10 protein-coding genes are annotated in these 16,383 nt (G+C 61.9%); 5 read left to right on the top strand and 5 right to left on the bottom strand.

Annotated features, from left to right (window positions below; translation table 11 throughout):
• The first annotated feature begins 147 nt into the window (after positions 1-147).
• Positions 148-1,968, top strand: coding sequence for a monovalent cation:proton antiporter-2 (CPA2) family protein (locus M5B96_RS22400; protein WP_248799177.1), 1,821 nt, complete (start codon positions 148-150; stop codon positions 1,966-1,968).
• 300 nt (positions 1,969-2,268) lie between these two features.
• Here the strand turns inward: M5B96_RS22400 and M5B96_RS22395 are convergent, their stop codons facing one another.
• Entirely contained in the window at positions 2,269-2,775 is a 507-nt protein-coding gene (locus M5B96_RS22395) for a helix-turn-helix domain-containing protein (protein ID WP_248747249.1), read from the bottom strand.
• Positions 2,776-3,091: 316 nt separating this feature from the next.
• Between M5B96_RS22395 and M5B96_RS22390 the strand changes: the two genes are divergently transcribed.
• On the top strand, positions 3,092-4,585 hold the full coding sequence (locus M5B96_RS22390; protein ID WP_248799176.1) for a YifB family Mg chelatase-like AAA ATPase: 1,494 nt from the start codon (positions 3,092-3,094) through the stop codon (positions 4,583-4,585).
• A gap of 66 nt (positions 4,586-4,651) precedes the next feature.
• Here the strand turns inward: M5B96_RS22390 and M5B96_RS22385 are convergent, their stop codons facing one another.
• The gene (locus tag M5B96_RS22385; protein WP_248799175.1) at positions 4,652-5,866 is read right to left on the bottom strand and encodes an aldose 1-epimerase family protein; all 1,215 of its coding nucleotides are present in this window, start codon (positions 5,864-5,866) and stop codon (positions 4,652-4,654) included.
• A 330-nt stretch (positions 5,867-6,196) separates the two neighbouring features.
• Between M5B96_RS22385 and M5B96_RS22380 the strand changes: the two genes are divergently transcribed.
• Positions 6,197-7,744 (top strand): Fic family protein, encoded by a 1,548-nt coding sequence (locus tag M5B96_RS22380; protein ID WP_248799174.1) that lies wholly within the window; start codon positions 6,197-6,199, stop codon positions 7,742-7,744.
• 12 nt (positions 7,745-7,756) lie between these two features.
• Here M5B96_RS22380 and M5B96_RS22375 read toward each other — a convergent pair whose 3' ends face one another.
• Together M5B96_RS22375 and M5B96_RS22370 are read right to left on the bottom strand one after the other, a co-directional pair.
• A complete protein-coding gene (locus M5B96_RS22375) occupies positions 7,757-9,733 on the bottom strand; it encodes a methyl-accepting chemotaxis protein (protein WP_248799173.1) in 1,977 nt (658 codons plus the stop codon).
• 180 nt (positions 9,734-9,913) lie between these two features.
• A complete protein-coding gene (locus M5B96_RS22370; protein WP_248799172.1) occupies positions 9,914-10,834 on the bottom strand; it encodes a LysR substrate-binding domain-containing protein in 921 nt (306 codons plus the stop codon).
• Positions 10,835-10,986: 152 nt separating this feature from the next.
• On the opposite strand from M5B96_RS22370, the gene M5B96_RS22365 reads away from it, so the two are divergent.
• On the top strand, positions 10,987-12,390 hold the full coding sequence (locus M5B96_RS22365; protein WP_248799171.1) for a NorM family multidrug efflux MATE transporter: 1,404 nt from the start codon (positions 10,987-10,989) through the stop codon (positions 12,388-12,390).
• 24 nt (positions 12,391-12,414) lie between these two features.
• On the opposite strand, the gene M5B96_RS22360 is transcribed toward M5B96_RS22365, so the two are convergent.
• The gene (locus M5B96_RS22360; RefSeq protein WP_248799170.1) at positions 12,415-14,085 is read right to left on the bottom strand and encodes a putative bifunctional diguanylate cyclase/phosphodiesterase; all 1,671 of its coding nucleotides are present in this window, start codon (positions 14,083-14,085) and stop codon (positions 12,415-12,417) included.
• A gap of 263 nt (positions 14,086-14,348) precedes the next feature.
• On the opposite strand from M5B96_RS22360, the gene rep reads away from it, so the two are divergent.
• A complete protein-coding gene (gene rep / locus M5B96_RS22355) occupies positions 14,349-16,358 on the top strand; it encodes a DNA helicase Rep (RefSeq protein WP_248799169.1) in 2,010 nt (669 codons plus the stop codon).
• The last annotated feature ends 25 nt before the right edge of the window (positions 16,359-16,383 follow it).

The following is a 16,383-nucleotide window of genomic DNA, read 5'->3' as shown; positions in this document are numbered from 1 at the left end:
CGCCTACGGTATGGGCGTGGATTACGCCTACACCATGGTGCACAACGCACCGCAGCGCACCCTGAGCTGATTCTCCCGACAATTTGCCCGCCAGGCTGCATGCTGGCGGGCTTGCATTGTATCTTCCAGAAGCAAGGGCGTTCTCCCATGTCACATGAAGGCAGCCTGCTGCAGGCCTCGGTCATTCTCCTGATGGCCGCCGTCATCATCGTTCCCTTGGCCAAGCGCCTTCAGCTCGGTGCCGTCCTCGGGTACTTGCTGGCTGGCGTACTCATCGGCCCACAGGCGCTGAAATTGCTGGGCAACGCGGAAAACGTCGCGAACTTCTCCGAGATGGGGGTGGTATTCCTGCTGTTCATCATTGGCCTGGAGCTATCGCCCAAGCGCCTCTGGCTGATGCGCAAGGCGGTATTCGGCGTCGGGCTGGCCCAGGTGCTGCTCACCGGGTTGGTGATCGGCATGCTGGCCATCGTCGCCTTCGGCCAGACCCTCCAGGCGGCAGTCATACTTGGCTTGGGCCTGGCCCTGTCATCGACGGCACTGGGATTGCAGAGCCTCGCCGAGAGCCGCCAATTGAACAGCCCCCACGGCCGGCTCGCCTTCGCCATCCTACTGTTCCAGGACATCGCCGCCATCCCCCTCATCGCCCTGGTACCACTGCTGGCGGTCACCGGCGCGCAGGCCACCGACGAGAGCGGCCTGGCCCACGGACTGAAGGTGCTCGGCAGCATCGCCGTAGTGGTGGTGGGGGGTCGCTACCTGCTGCGCCCGTTGTTCCGCGCCGTGGCTCGCACCGGCCTGCCGGAAGTCGCCACCGCCACCGCACTGCTGGTGGTGCTCGGTACTGCCTGGCTGATGGAACTGGCGGGAGTGTCGATGGCGCTGGGGGCATTCCTTGCGGGCCTGCTGCTGGCCGACTCGGAATATCGCCATGAGCTGGAGTCACAGATCGAGCCATTCAAGGGTCTGCTGCTGGGCTTGTTCTTCATGAGCGTGGGCATGGGCGCCAACCTGGCGCTGCTGTTCGAGAATCCCAGCCTGATCGTCGGCCTGACTCTCCTGCTGATCGCCCTCAAGCTACCCTTGTTGATGTTCGTCGCACGCATGGCCGGTGGTCTGTCGCGCATCGCGGCACTGCGCCTGGGCCTGGTACTGGCCGCCGGCGGGGAGTTCGCCTTTGTGGTATTCAAGCTTGGCCAGAACTTGGGGCTGTTCGATGCCCACACCTACGATACCCTGATCATGACCATCACCCTGTCGATGGCCGTCACTCCGCTGCTGCTGGCCTGCGCGCGCGGCCTGAAGACTCGTCCACTGCCGACCAGGGAGGTGCCGGAAAATCTCAAGGCGATCCAGAGCGAAGGGCCACGAGTGGTCATCGCCGGCATGGGTCGCGTCGGCCAGATCATTGCGCGAATCCTGCATGCGCAGGACATTCCCTTCGTCGCGCTGGACACCTCGATCGATACCATCGAGATGACCCGCAGCTTCGAGCATGCGCCGGTGTTCTATGGTGACCCCCTGCGCCCGGAAATCCTGAGTGCCGCCAAGGTCGGCGAGGCCGAATATTTCATCGTCGCCCTGGACGACCCGGAGAAAGCCGTGAAGACCGCGCAAACGGTGCAGCGCCTGTATCCACGGGTCAAAGTCCTGGCCCGGGCCCGCAATCGACAGCACGTGCACCTACTGCTCGATGCCGGTGCCGAGCCCGTGCGAGAGACCTTTTATTCGAGTCTGGAGATGACCCGCCGCACCCTGGAAGGGCTCGGTATTTCCCCAACCCAGGCCGAGCACCGGATCCAGCAGTTCATGGCACATGATGAACAGGTGCTGGCAGCCCAACGGCTGGTACGCGACGACACCTCGAAGATCAGGCAGACCGCGCAGGAAGCCCGCCTGGAGCTGGCCCGGCTGTTCGAAAGTGATACAGGGGAGCCGGAACAGGCGGTGCCACTCGATGCCCGGTAGATCGGCGCAAATAAATCAGCCGTGGACCAGACGGCAAGATGTTCCCCCTAGGTCCATCGCTAAAATCGTTAGCCTACAGGCGTACAAAAAGTAGATTTTTGTATGCCTATAGGCTAACAAATCGAGCTATGGGGAATGACGAGCTAGCCTTGCGCTCTAGCGAAGGCAGGGGCCATGTAGTCTTGCTCACGCTGCGAAAGGCCCAGGGCTATTGACGAGTTTTTCGGGCATGCAACCAGCCGAGACGCTGCGGCCCATCCAGCCCGTCCCAGTCGGCGTAAACCCCAATCATGATGCTCATTACTTGTCAGTCCTCCGACGAGGCGGGATCAAGGCCGCCAGTGAGTCGCTACTGATTGCTCCACTGTCGCTTCGGATTACAACCTGGGAGGCCGCCGGTTTCTCGGAGGCACGCACTTTGTGAGCCGCGACTTTCCCCAACGGATCCTGCGGCGTGCTCCTTTGAGGCGTTGGCGCTTCGCCTGGGGCTCGTACAGCGGTAAGTGTTTTCTTCTTGCCCGGAAGAAGACTCACATCCTGAAGATGGCGGCCAAGCTCATCCTCGCCAGCGAGCTTGGCCAGGTCCTTCTCAAGTCCCAGCACCTGCATTATTGCCAAGTAGGCACCGATGGTGCTGCCGGACGAGCCGTGCTCCAGGGCGCGAAGGGTCATCTGGGACATACCGGCGCGCTCGGCGGCCTGTTTGGCCGTGATTTTGCGTCGCAACCGGGCAAGCTTAAGCCGCTCGCCGAGGTCAGCAAGCAGGCGTTCGGTTGCCGGCAGAAGCGGTGCAGTTTTCTTGGCCATGCTGTTATTCCTTCACTTAAGCGAAGTAAGTGCAAGAATAATAGCACTTCACCGGCGCCACTAAAGTGCAATTATTCTTGCTATATTGACGCCTAGATACCAATTTAATTGCACTTTTACTCAGCCCTCCTGGACGGACGCCTTCCCTGATCATCGTTCGCCTCAGAAATCTCCAACAGCCCTGGCATGGCGAACGCCCCTCCTATGAACCAGACAGCGAATCGTCTGGACACATAAAAGCCCCCCAAGCCCCTCCCCCACTCAACTAGTCTTCCAGAACCGCAGGAAGCGGCCCCTTCGCGCTCAAGGAAAGAACATGTCCCTGGCCATCGTCCACAGTCGCGCCCAGGTGGGCGTGGAAGCCCCCGCCGTCACCGTCGAAACCCATCTGGCCAACGGCTTGCCAATGCTGACGCTAGTCGGGCTGCCCGAAACCGCCGTGAAGGAAAGCAAGGACCGGGTCCGCAGTGCGATCCTCAACTCGGCCCTCGATTTTCCGGCACGACGCATTACCCTGAACCTCGCTCCGGCGGATCTGCCCAAGGACGGCGGACGCTTCGACCTGGCGATTGCCCTCGGCATCCTGGCCGCCAGCGTGCAGGTGCCCGCCCTGACACTGGACAACCTGGAATGCCTGGGCGAACTGGCCTTGTCCGGCGCCATTCGCCCGGTGCAAGGCGTGCTGCCGGCGGCACTGGCCGCTCGCGCCGCCGGACGTACGCTGGTGGTGCCACAAGCCAACGCCGAGGAGGCCTCGCTGGCCTCCGGGCTAACAGTGATTGCCGTCGACCATCTGCTGCAACTGGTGGCCCATCTCAATGGACATGCGCCGATCAAACCCTTCGAATCCAACGGCCTGCTGCACTTGAGCAAGCCCTACCCGGACCTGAGCGAAGTGCAAGGCCAACTCGCCGCCAAACGCGCCCTGCTGATCGCCGCCGCCGGGGCGCATAACCTGCTGTTCAGCGGCCCGCCCGGTACCGGCAAAACCCTACTCGCCAGCCGTCTCCCCGGATTGCTACCGCCGCTGGACGAACAGGAAGCCCTGGAGGTCGCGGCCATCCAATCGGTCGCCAGCCACGTGCCGCTGAGCAGTTGGCCCAAGCGGCCTTTTCGCCAACCGCATCACTCGGCCTCGGGACCCGCGCTGGTGGGGGGCGGATCGCGACCACAACCCGGCGAAATCACCCTGGCCCATCACGGCGTGCTGTTCCTTGATGAACTACCGGAATTCGACCGCCGGGTATTGGAGGTTTTGCGCGAACCGCTGGAGTCCGGCCATATCGTGATTTCCCGCGCCCGCGACCGGGTGCGCTTCCCCGCACGCTTCCAACTGGTGGCAGCGATGAATCCCTGCCCCTGTGGATATCTTGGCGACCCCAGTGGACGTTGCCGCTGCACCCCGGAACAGATCCAGCGCTACAGCAACAAACTCTCCGGCCCACTGCTGGATCGCATCGACCTGCACCTGACCGTCGCCCGCGAAGCCACGGCACTCAGCCCCAGCCAGCAAGACGGTGACAACACCGCGCAGGCCGCCGCCCGGGTTGCCGAAGCCCGACAACGTCAGCAACAGCGCCAAGGGTGCGCCAATGCGTTTCTCGATTTACCGGCGCTGCGCGCGCACTGCAAGTTATCCACAGGCGATGAAAAGTGGCTGGAAACTGCGTGTGAACGGCTGACGCTTTCGCTACGGGCAGCCCATCGACTGCTCAAGGTGGCGCGCACCTTGGCGGATCTGGAACAGGTGGAAAACATAAGCCGCGAGCATCTGGCCGAAGCGTTGCAGTATCGGCCAGTGTCTCAATAGAAGTGGCATCACTTGAACAAGGCCTGGCCGCAACACCCCATCATCGGCCAGGCGCTCCCCACCGGGTTATTCCTTACTCAAATCCACCAACGGCGTGCCCCGCACCTCCGTCTTGCGCCCGTCCTGAATCTGCGTCACCTGCTGCACCGCCTTATCCACAGCGGCCTTGTCCGCCAGCAGGCTATAGCTGATCTGGAACTGGCGTTTCTGCCCGGCTTCGATGGTCGGCACCAAGCCCAGCGGGCGCTGGTAATGGCGGTTATAGGAGAAGCTGGTACCCGGCTCCAGCCCGGTGACATAGCCCTGGCCCTGGGTATCGGTGTTTTTCCACAGGGAGAACACCGGCAACTGTTGGGTATTGAACCCGAGCGAAACCCCGAGACTGCCGGCCTTGTTGTGCAACACCGCCAAGGTGTCGCCCTTGGCATCGGCATACGGCACGACGTTGTAGACGGTCTCGTCATAGTCCTTGGTCGGCGCGCGATAGGTCTGCCAGTCCGGCAGATCACCCTTGGCCTTGTCGTTGAATGGCGAGACCTGCTTCACCGGCGCCACGAAGCGCGCGCCTTGCTCCAGGAACGGAGTGCTGAAGTTGCTGTGATACAGCGCCTGGTATTCCTTCGGATAGTCGCCGTTGTTGGTCAGCGTGTCGTTGAGCGCAAAGCTCACGCTCCCAGGCACCGTCGACAGTTCGGTGACCACCGAGAAGTCGACTTTCTTGAACGCTTGCTCCTTCAGCTCGCCTTGCAAACGAATGGCATAAGGCGGCTTCTCATCGATATGCAACGTGACCTTGCTGGCCGGAATATTCGCCGCCCGCCCGTGCAAGGTGAGCAGTTCACCGTTATCGAGCCCCGGATGCCCGACCCACTCATAGCCGCAACGCACCACCAACTCGTTGAAGCCCTCCAGCCAGCCCAGGCCGCCACGGCCGTTGAGCTCGATAAAGGCCGGGTTGACCACTTCCTTGACCGGCGAGTCCCAGCCCAGGCGCACATTGCCCACGGACGCGTGCAGGACGTTCATGCCTCGCGTCGGGACCACCGAGAGTTTCATCGTGCCGTTGTCGATATCGACGATGCTGACCCCTTCCTGGCGGCCGCCATGCAATGTGCGCATCGTCACGGAAAAAGGTTTGTCGGTCTTGATCCCCAGTTGTTGGCTGGTGATCTGCCGGTTCTGCGCGGGCGTGTCGCTGTCGAGCAGCACGTAGTCCCAGGCCATGGCGTGGGAAGCAGCGGTCAGGGCGGTGACACCGAAGAGCAAGCGGAGGGAAGTCATGGGCTGTCCTTATTGGAATTGTCCGACTTTTATAGCGCTGATGAAACGATTCAGCAAGTCAGCCAGACAAATTTGCTAACACGATGAGCGCGTAGCGTGATCGAGCGTCAGCCATGAGATCAAATCGCCATATCGATGACTATTAAGGCGATTTTTAATCGTTTTTTAAAAAAATATTAATTTTTAATCGTTTTTGAACGTGAATAATCGTTTTTACACTCACCTGCCAAATTTTAACTCCGATCAAAAAACGCTCAACCATGATTGCATTAATCGTTTTTTTGGCCAACCATGGTTTTTTAATCGTTTTTATGACGAGTCATCGAAACTATGCCTACTATCGGATATGACTGGCTGGCGCGCGAATTCCAGATCGAACCGGTACACCCCTTCCCGGTAGTCAGCAAGGTGGGCAAAAGCCGCTCAACGACCCGTATCGACGATGTCCGCAACGAGGTCTATCCAGAGTCATACCGACCTGCAAACAATCTGAGCGACCACCTCGCCTTTGCCCTCAAGTACGAAGGGATTCATCTTGAATTTCTTGCCAGACTGTACGCTCTGGTGGAAACCAAACAAGCACTGGAACAGTGGGCATTGCGTGAACCCACAGGAGCTTTCGCACGCAGAGCATGCTTCCTCTATGAATGGTTGATGCCCAATGAGCAGCTCGCGGTACCAGACTGCACCCAAGGCAATTATGTGGACGCTCTGAACCCCGAGGACTATTTCGTCGGGGCAGCTATCAACAATCGACGCTGGCGAGTGCGTGACAATCTTCCCGGCACATGCGATTACTGCCCAACAATCCGGCGCGTGGAAGGAGTAAGGGAGGCAGAGGATTACGACATCGGCTCTCGCCTCGAACAGCTCGAAATCGACTTCGGCATCGACCTGATACTACGCAGCACTGTCTGGTTCACGATCAAGGAAAGCCGAGCCAGCTTCCTGATAGAGCATGAACAGGATCAAGAGGACCGGATTCGACGTTTCGCCGCTGTGATGGAGAATGAGTGCGGTGTACATGACAACCCTTTCGACCCAGGCACACTTGAAGTACTGCAACGCGAAATTCTCGGCAAGTCAGCCTTGCGTTACGGTATTCGTCGCTCTCCCGTCTATGTCGGCCATACAGCACGTTACCAACCCGTCGTCGACTACATAGCCCCCCACTGGGATCACACTCGCCCAATGCTTGCAGGGCTGAGCAGCTTCCTGCAGAAAAGCCGGGGCAAATCATCCATAGTCAGGGCAGCCGTCGCTTGCTTCGGGTTTGTCTATGTCCATCCCATGGCGGATGGTAATGGACGCATCTCAAGGTTCCTGATCAACGATGTCTTACGCCGCGACAGTGTACTGGCCGCCCCTCTTATCCTGCCGGTCTCGGCCAGTATCACCCATAGCGCACAGAACAAGGCCGCATATGATCGAGTACTGGAAACCTTCTCACGACCGCTGATGCGCCGGTACGCCGAACACACACGCTTCGGCGAAACGCTTCAGGCCGAGGACGGCGTGCACTACAACCTTCACTTCAGCGCCTATGATGAGGCGCTGCCAGCATGGCGCTACCCGGACCTGACCCGGCACACGCTCTACCTGGCCGGAGTCATCGACGACACCATCTCTCAGGAGATGCGCCTGGAAGCCCGCTTCTTACAGGCCAATGACAACGCTCGGCATGCGATAAAGCAATTCATGGAAGCTCCGGACAACGAACTCGACCAGATCATCCGGGCAGTGCGTCAGAACGGAGGGAGCCTTTCGAATAAGCTGATCAAGCGTTACCCGCTATTTATCGAAAGGCCGGACTTGGGCGAGCGTATTGCCCGAGCAGTGGAACAGGCCTTTGTCGATACACCAGCAACGCTGAACTGAGCCGCACCGTGCTCAGCGAAACTGATCCACTTCCTGGCGCAGCTCCGTCGCCAGGGTCTCCAGCTCCCGGGCCGTGAGCGCCAGGTTGGAGACGACTTCGCGCTGCTCGCTATTGGCCAGGGCAATGCCCTGCAGGTTGCCGCTGAGCTGGGTCGCGGTGTTGCTCTGCTCCTGCGTTGCGCTGGTGATGACGGCAAACTGCTGCCCGGCCGACCGGCTCTGCTCGTCGATCTGCGCCAGGGCCGAAGCCACGTTGGCGTTGCGCGACAAGCCTTCCTGCATCAGCCGATTGCCCTCTTCCATGGTGCTGATGGCGTGACCGGTCTGTTGCTGGATGCTCTGGATCATCCCGGAGATCTGGTCGGTGGCTTCACGGGTACGCCCCGCCAGGCTACGCACTTCATCGGCCACCACGGCAAAGCCACGGCCCTGCTCGCCGGCACGGGCCGCTTCGATAGCCGCGTTCAGCGCCAGCAGGTTGGTCTGGTCGGCAATCGAGGTAATCACCCCGACAATCCCGCCGATCTCCTCGGAACGTTGCCCCAGGGCGTTGATCACCTCTGCCGTGCCACCGAGGGACCCGGCGATCTGCTCCAGGGAGGCCGAAGCCTCCTCCATGGCGGTGCGACCGATTCGTGTCTGCCGGGCATTTTCCTGGGCCAGCCGCTCGGTATTGCCCATGTTGTCGGCGATATTCAGCGAGGTGGCACTGAACTGCTCCACGGCACCGGCCATGCTGTTGATCTCGCCGGATTGCTGCTCGATCCCTTCATAGGCTCCGCCGGACAAACCGGTGAGCACATGGGCACGCGCGCTGACCTCGGCAGCCGCCTTGCGGATGTGCTCGACCATGGAGGACAGCGCCTGCCCCATCTGGTTGAAGCTGTCAGCCAACTGGCCGATCTCGTCATGGCTGGACACGTCCAGGCGCACGCTCAAATCCCCTGCCCCCAGGGCCTGCGCCTGGCGTACCAGGTCGCCCAGCGGCCGCAACTTGCTGCGCAGCAGCCAGATCGCCGCGCCGACGGCCAGCAGCATCGCCAGCAGGCTGCCGATCACCAGTTGAATGCCGACGCTCCAGGTCACCGCGCGGATCTCGGCCTTGGGCATGCTCGCCACCACGGTCCACGGCCCGCCGTCAAAGGTCACCGCGACGCTGTAGAAGTCCTCGCTCTTGTCACTCCAGAAGCGCCCGTGGCCCGGTTGCCGGACCAGATCGACAATCACCGGGATCGCCTGTGCAGGTTCCGTCACCCCGGCCGGCGGCACCAGCCAATGCTTCTGCTCATCGAGCAAGGCCAGGGAACCGGCCGTGCCGATGCGGAAACGCTTGAGGTTGTCGAACTGCGCATTCTGCGCATCGGTGTAGTCGAAACCGACGAACAACACCGCAATCACCTTGCCGTCGGCATCGCGTACCGGCGTGTATTGGGTCATGTAGGAACGGTCGAACAACAACGCCCGGCCGACGTACTCCTGGCCCGCCAGCAAACGCTGGTAGGCCGGGTGCTGGTGATCGAGCAAGGTGCCGATGGCGCGGCTGCCGTCCTGCTTGGTCAGGGAAGTGCTGACCCGGACGAAATCCTCGCCGCTACGCACGAACAACGTCGCGACACCCGCGGACATCTGCTTGAAGGCGTCCACTTCGGTGAAGTTGTTGTTCAGCAGCTCATTACCCAGGTACAGGCCCGGCGCCTGGACACTGCCCACGCTGACCAACTCCCCGGGGCGCACGCTCAAGCCACTGCTGAAACGCTTTTCGAACAACCCGCTCAGGCGCTGGGTACTGTCGCGCAGGGTGCTGTGGAAAGTGTTCAGTTGATCAGCGAGCAAACGCGCTTCACTGGCCAGGTGTTCTTCGCGGGTGTCGAGGTTGGCGGCGTCCAGCGAACGCAGGGCAAACACGGTGCTGCCGCTGATCACCAACGCCAGGATAACGGCGAGCGCCAGCCCCAGTTGCGAGGCAATTCGGGCACGAGGTCGAGACATGATACGGCTCCTGGGCCGGCGGCGAATCCTGTGGGTACTGGCAGGCCGCGCGGAAACATTTCCAATGGACAAGGTATGAGCGAGCCGCTTGGGACTGCGGTTCCATGTCGGTAGATTCGGCGGCGTCGGCGAATACTTGAGTTATTTGGACGGATATCAGTGAACAACGAAAACAACCTATCAGCCCAGACGCTCGACTTCGGGCAGGACCATGGCCGCGACCTCGCCCTGGAGGAAATCGCTGAGCCGCCGCAAGCGCTCGCCACCCGGTCGGGTTTTCGGCCAGACCAGGTAATATTTCTCGCCGCTGTCGACGGCGGTCGGCCAGGGCAAACTCAAACGGCCCTGGGCCACATCCTCGGCCACCATCAGCAGATCGCCCATGGACACCCCGTAACCCCGCGCGGCAGCAATCATGCCCAGCTCCAGGGTATCGAACAACTGTCCGCCCTTGAGCGAGATCCGCTCGGACAGGCCCATGCGCGCCAGCCAACTGCGCCAGTCGCGCCGATCGGGCGTCGGGTGCAGCAGTTCGACACTGGCCAGACGCTCGGCATCCCAAGGCTGCTCATTGAGCAGCGTAGGTGCTCCCACTGGAATCAACCACTCGGAAAACAGGTAGCTGGCCTCCCAGTCGGGCGGGAAATGGCCGTTGCTGAGCAACACCGCGCAATCGAAAGGTTCCTGGTTGAAATCCACACTGTCGATATCCATCCAGGCACTGGTGAGCTGCACCTCATTGCCTTCCTGCAAATGCCGGAAACGGCTCAGCCGCGCCAGCAGCCAGCGCATGGTCAGGGTCGAGGGAGCCTTCATGCGCAGAATGTCGTCTTCGGCGCGCAAGGTATTGCAGGCACGTTCCAGGGCACCGAAACCCTCGCGGATACCCGGCAGCAGCAAGCGCGCGGATTCGGTCAGTTGCAGATTGCGCCCGTTGCGCTGAAACAGCCGACAGGCGAAGTGTTCTTCGAGCGTGCGAATGTGCCGGCTGACCGCACTCTGGGTAATGGACAATTCCTCTGCCGCCCGGGTGAACGAACTGTGGCGGGCCGCCGCTTCGAAAGCGCGCAAGGCATACAGGGGAGGCAGACGACGGGACATGCGGAACGCTCCGATAACGCAATGCGTCAACCCTAGCAGAAACCGCCTTGCATGAGTTTTTATCATGCGAGCAATCGGTTTTATCCCTTTGCGCAAATGCCCGGGAACCCTGAGAATCAACGGTTCTCACTACCTTTCACCTGTCGAGCCTGATGATCATGAAGCATTCAGCACGCACCGAACTCCGGGCCATCCTGCGGCTGTCCGGGCCGCTGATCGCCTCGCAGTTGGCGCACATGCTGATGGTGCTGACCGACACCCTGATGATGGCCCGGCTCAGTCCCGAGGCGCTGGCCGGCGGCGGCCTGGGCGCGGCGAGTTATTCGTTCGTGTCGATTTTCTGCATTGGCGTGATCGCGGCGGTCGGCACCCTGGTGTCGATTCGCCAGGGCGCTGGCGATATCGAAGGCGCGACCCGCCTGACCCAGGCCGGCCTGTGGCTGGCCTGGGCGATGGCCCTGGTGGCCGGCCTGCTGTTGTGGAACCTCAAGCCGCTGCTGCTGATGTTCGGCCAGACCCCCAGCAACGTGCACGCCGCCACGCAGTTCCTGACGGTGCTGCCGTTCGCCCTGCCCGGCTATCTGAGCTTCATGGCCCTGCGTGGTTTCACCAGCGCCCTGGGCCGCGCCACCCCGGTGATGGTGATCAGCCTGTGCGGGACCGTGGCCAACTTCGCCCTCAACTACGCCCTGATCACCGGGATGTTCGGCCTGCCCAAGCTGGGCCTGGTGGGGATCGGCCTGGTCACCGCGCTAGTCGCCAGCGGCATGGCCCTGGCGCTCGCCTGGCATATCAAGCAGCATCCGGCGTACCGTAACTACCCCTTGCTGCGGGGGCTGTCGCGGCCCGACTGGCAGTATCTGCGCGAACTCTGGCGCCTGGGCCTGCCAATTGGCGGCACCTATGCCGTGGAGGTCGGGCTGTTCGCCTTTGCCGCGCTGTGCATGGGCACCATGGGCAGCACGCAACTGGCGGCGCACCAGATCGCCCTGCAGATCGTCTCGGCGGCCTTCATGGTGCCGGCGGGGATCTCCTACGCCATCACCATGCGTATCGGCCTGCACTATGGCGCCGGACAGTTGCTGGAGGCGCGCCTGGCCGGTCGGGTCGGGATCGCCTTTGGCGCCGCCGCCATGCTCGCCTTCGCCGCGCTGTTCTGGCTGGCACCGAACCAGTTGGTGGGGCTGTTCCTCGATCGCCACGACCCGGCGTTCCAGCCGGTCGTCGAACTGGCCGTCAGGTTGCTGGCGGTGGCCGCCTGGTTCGAGCTGTTCGACGGCACCCAGACCATCGCCATGGGCGCGATCCGCGGCCTGAAAGACGCCAAGACCACCTTCCTCGTCGGTCTCGCCTGCTACTGGCTGATCGGTGCCCCGGCGGCGTGGTTGCTGGCGTTCGACTTCAATGGCGGGCCGACCGGAGTCTGGTGGGGCCTGGCACTGGGCCTGGCCTGCTCGGCGGTGAGCCTGACGCTGGCGTTTGAATGGCGGATGAAACGAATGCTCGGACGCCCTAGGGCGCCAAGCCCACTGCACGGCGTCATGGATGCCGCCTGAATCGAGCGGCGGCCTCCCGCGACGTCATACCACTTCCTGCACCGTCGGCTGAGCGGCACCAAAGGTCAGGTATTCCACCAGCTCCGCCAGCGGCAAGGGCTTGCTGATCAGGTAGCCCTGGGCCTGGTCACAGCCGAACTCGTGCAGCAGCGCCAGTTGCTCCGGCGTTTCCACCCCTTCGGCCACCACTTCCAGATGAAGGTTGTGAGCCAGGTTGACCATGGCGTGCACCAACTTGCGGTTTTCCTCACGCGACTCCATGCCACCGACAAAGCTCTTGTCCACCTTGAGCAAGGCGATCGGCAGGCTGTTGAGGTGCACGAAGGAAGAAAACCCGGTGCCGAAGTCGTCCAGGGAAAAGCGTACCCCCAGCCGCCCCAGAGCATCCATGGTCTGCTTGACCAAGTCGCTGCGACGCATCACCGCGGTTTCAGTGAGTTCGAACTCCAACCACCGCGCCTCGACGCCACGCTCGGCAATCAGCCGGCTCAAGGTCGAGAGCAGCTGGCTGTCCTGGAACTGCCGGAACGACAGGTTGACCGCCATGTGCAGCGGTGCCAGCCCCAGTGCGCGCAACGCCTGCATATCCCGCAGCGCCCGGGAAATCACCCAGTAGCCCAATGGCACGATCAGGCCACTTTGTTCGGCCAGCGGCACGAACTCGCTGGGCGGCAACAACCCACGCTCGCCATGCCGCCAGCGCACCAGGGCTTCGAGGCCGACGATCTGGCCGCTGCGCAGGTCCAGGCGCGGCTGGTAATGCAGTTCCAGCTCGTCGCGGCGCAGGGCCCGGCGCAGTTCGCTTTCCAGGTCGGCGAGGCTGCGGGCGTTGCGATTGATCCGCTCATTGAAGATGTGAAAGGTGCAACCCTGGGTACTCTTGGCCTGCTGCATGGCGATATGCGCATACCACATCAACGGGTCGGCACCAGCGTTCGCACGGGTATGGGCGATGCCCAGGCTGCAACCGATCAACAGGCTCTCACCGTCGACCCAGTAAGGTTCGGCCATGACCTCGACAATCCGTTCGGCCACGATCTCAGCCCGCTCCGGCGCGCGGCGGGTGTCGATCAGCAAGGCGAACTCATCGCTGCCCAGGCGCGCCAGCTGATCACCGGCCTCCAACTGGCTCTTGAGACGCGCCACCACCTGCAGGATCAGCCGATCACCGGCCTGATGCCCCAGCGCGTCGTTGGCATGGCGGAAATTGTCCAGGTCCAGGTGCCCGAGGGCCAGGCCGCGCCCTTCGTTCTCGGCCAGCCGCGCCGCCAGCAAGGTCTGGAAACCCTGGCGATTGGCGATACCGGTCAGCGGGTCCTGCTCGGCCAGGCGCTGCAAGGTGTTTTCCAACACGCCGCGTTCACGCACATGGCGCAGGCAGCGGCGCAAGGTCGGCGCATCGAGGCCCTGGCGAACCAGCCAGTCACTGACCCCCAAGGGCGCGATCAACGGTTCTTCTTCCAGCAACAGGATGGTCGGCAAGCTACAGCGTCCAGGCGCCGGTTGCAGGTTCGGCACCGTCAACAACAGCGCCGTGCGGTCGGCCTCGAACAGGCGGCTGACCACCTCCCAGGACGGCGCATGGATCAGCACCGCCGAGTCGCCCAGCGGAGCCAGACACTCACGCAACAAGGCCAGCCACTGCGGCTCATCGGCCAGTAGCAGCAAACGCAAGGGTTCGACAGGCTTAGACAAGCTGACTCCCTAGACTCTGCAAAAAACGTTGGCGATCAACATTGCGACACGCTCAGGAGACTTAAGTACGATTGATTATCAAGTGCTTTTTTGTGTAACACAATTCAGAACAATAGCCGGGAATATGCTGCGCATCCTGCGGCAAAGTAACAAAACCGGCAAATTTAGATAGCGGCGCACGTCACAGTGTCGGAGAGACGCAGCAGAATCCTTCCAGCCTGTTAAAATGCCCGCCCTTTTCGCAACAGACTCCTGACTCCGTCATGTCCCGACTCAATCCCCGGCAGCAAGAAGCCGTGAACTACGTCGGCGGCCCTCTTTTGGTGCTCGCCGGTGCCGGCTCCGGCAAGACCAGCGTGATCACCCGCAAGATCGCCCATCTGATCCAGAACTGCGGTATCCGCGCCCAGTACATCGTCGCCATGACCTTCACCAACAAGGCCGCGCGGGAAATGAAGGAACGCGTCGGCACCCTGCTCAAGGGCGGCGAAGGCCGCGGCCTGACGGTGTCGACCTTCCACAACCTGGGGCTGAACATCATCCGCAAGGAGCATGCGCGGCTGGGCTACAAGCCGGGCTTCTCGATCTTCGACGAGGCCGACGTCAAGGCCCTGATGACCGACATCATGCAGAAGGAATACTCGGGCGACGACGGCGTCGACGAGATCAAGAACATGATCGGCTCCTGGAAAAACGACCTGATCCTGCCGCCCCAGGCCCTGGAGAATGCGCGTAACCCCAAGGAGCAGACCGCGGCCATCGTCTACACCCACTACCAGCGCACGCTCAAGGCGTTCAACGCGGTGGACTTCGACGACCTGATCCTGCTGCCGGTGAAGCTGTTCGAGGAACATGCCGACATCCTCGAAAAGTGGCAGAACAAGGTCCGCTACCTGCTGGTGGACGAATACCAGGACACCAACGCCAGCCAGTACCTGCTGGTGAAAATGCTCATCGGCACGCGCAACCAGTTCACCGTGGTCGGCGACGACGACCAGTCGATCTACGCCTGGCGCGGCGCGCGGCCGGAAAACCTGATGCTGCTCAAGGACGACTACCCGTCCCTGAAAGTGGTGATGCTGGAGCAGAACTACCGCTCCACCAGCCGTATCCTGCGCTGCGCCAACGTGCTGATCTCGAACAACCCGCACGAATTCGAGAAGCAGCTGTGGAGCGAAATGGGCCACGGCGATGAAATCCGCGTGATCCGTTGCCGCAACGAGGACGCCGAGGCCGAGCGCGTGGCCATGGAGATCCTCAGCCTGCACCTGCGCACCGACCGGCCCTACAGCGATTTCGCCATCCTCTACCGGGGCAACTACCAGGCCAAGCTGATCGAGCTGAAGCTGCAACACCACCAGATTCCCTATCGCCTGTCGGGGGGCAACAGCTTTTTCGGACGCCAGGAAGTCAAGGACCTGATGGCCTACTTCCGCCTGATCGTCAATCCGGATGACGACAACGCCTTCCTGCGGGTGATCAACGTCCCGCGCCGGGAGATCGGCTCGACCACCCTGGAAAAACTCGGCAACTATGCCACCGAACGCAAGGTCTCGATGTACGCCGCCACCGACGAGATCGGCCTCGGCGAACACCTGGACAGCCGCTTCACCGACCGCCTGGCGCGTTTCAAGCGCTTCATGGACCGGGTGCGCGAGCAGTGCGCCGGTGAAGACCCGATTGCCGCCCTGCGCAGCATGGTCATGGACATCGACTACGAAAACTGGCTGCGCACCAACAGCTCCAGCGACAAGGCCGCGGACTACCGGATGGGCAACGTCTGGTTCCTCATCGAAGCGCTGAAGAACACCCTGGAAAAAGACGAAGACGGCGATATGACCGTCGAGGATGCCATCGGCAAGCTGGTGCTGCGCGACATGCTCGAGCGCCAGCAGGAAGAAGAGGATGGCGCCGAAGGCGTGCAGATGATGACCCTGCATGCGTCAAAGGGGCTGGAATTCCCCTACGTGTTCATCATGGGCATGGAGGAGGAGATCCTCCCGCACCGTTCCAGCATCGAGGCCGATACCATCGAGGAAGAACGGCGCCTGGCCTACGTCGGCATTACCCGAGCCCGCCAGACCCTGGCCTTCACCTTTGCCGCCAAGCGCAAGCAGTACGGCGAAGTCATCGACTGCGCGCCGAGCCGTTTCCTCGATGAACTGCCGCCGGACGACCTGGCCTGGGAAGGCAACGACGACACGCCGACCGAAGTGAAAGCCGTACGCGGCAACTCGGCGCTGGCGGATATACGCGCGATGTTAAAGCGCTAGACTTGAGCATTTTTTAATCTATCTT

It is taken from the genome of Pseudomonas sp. MWU13-2105 (assembly GCF_023242315.1).
Lineage (GTDB): Bacteria > Pseudomonadota > Gammaproteobacteria > Pseudomonadales > Pseudomonadaceae > Aquipseudomonas.
This window is presented reverse-complemented; position numbering and strand designations above follow the sequence as displayed.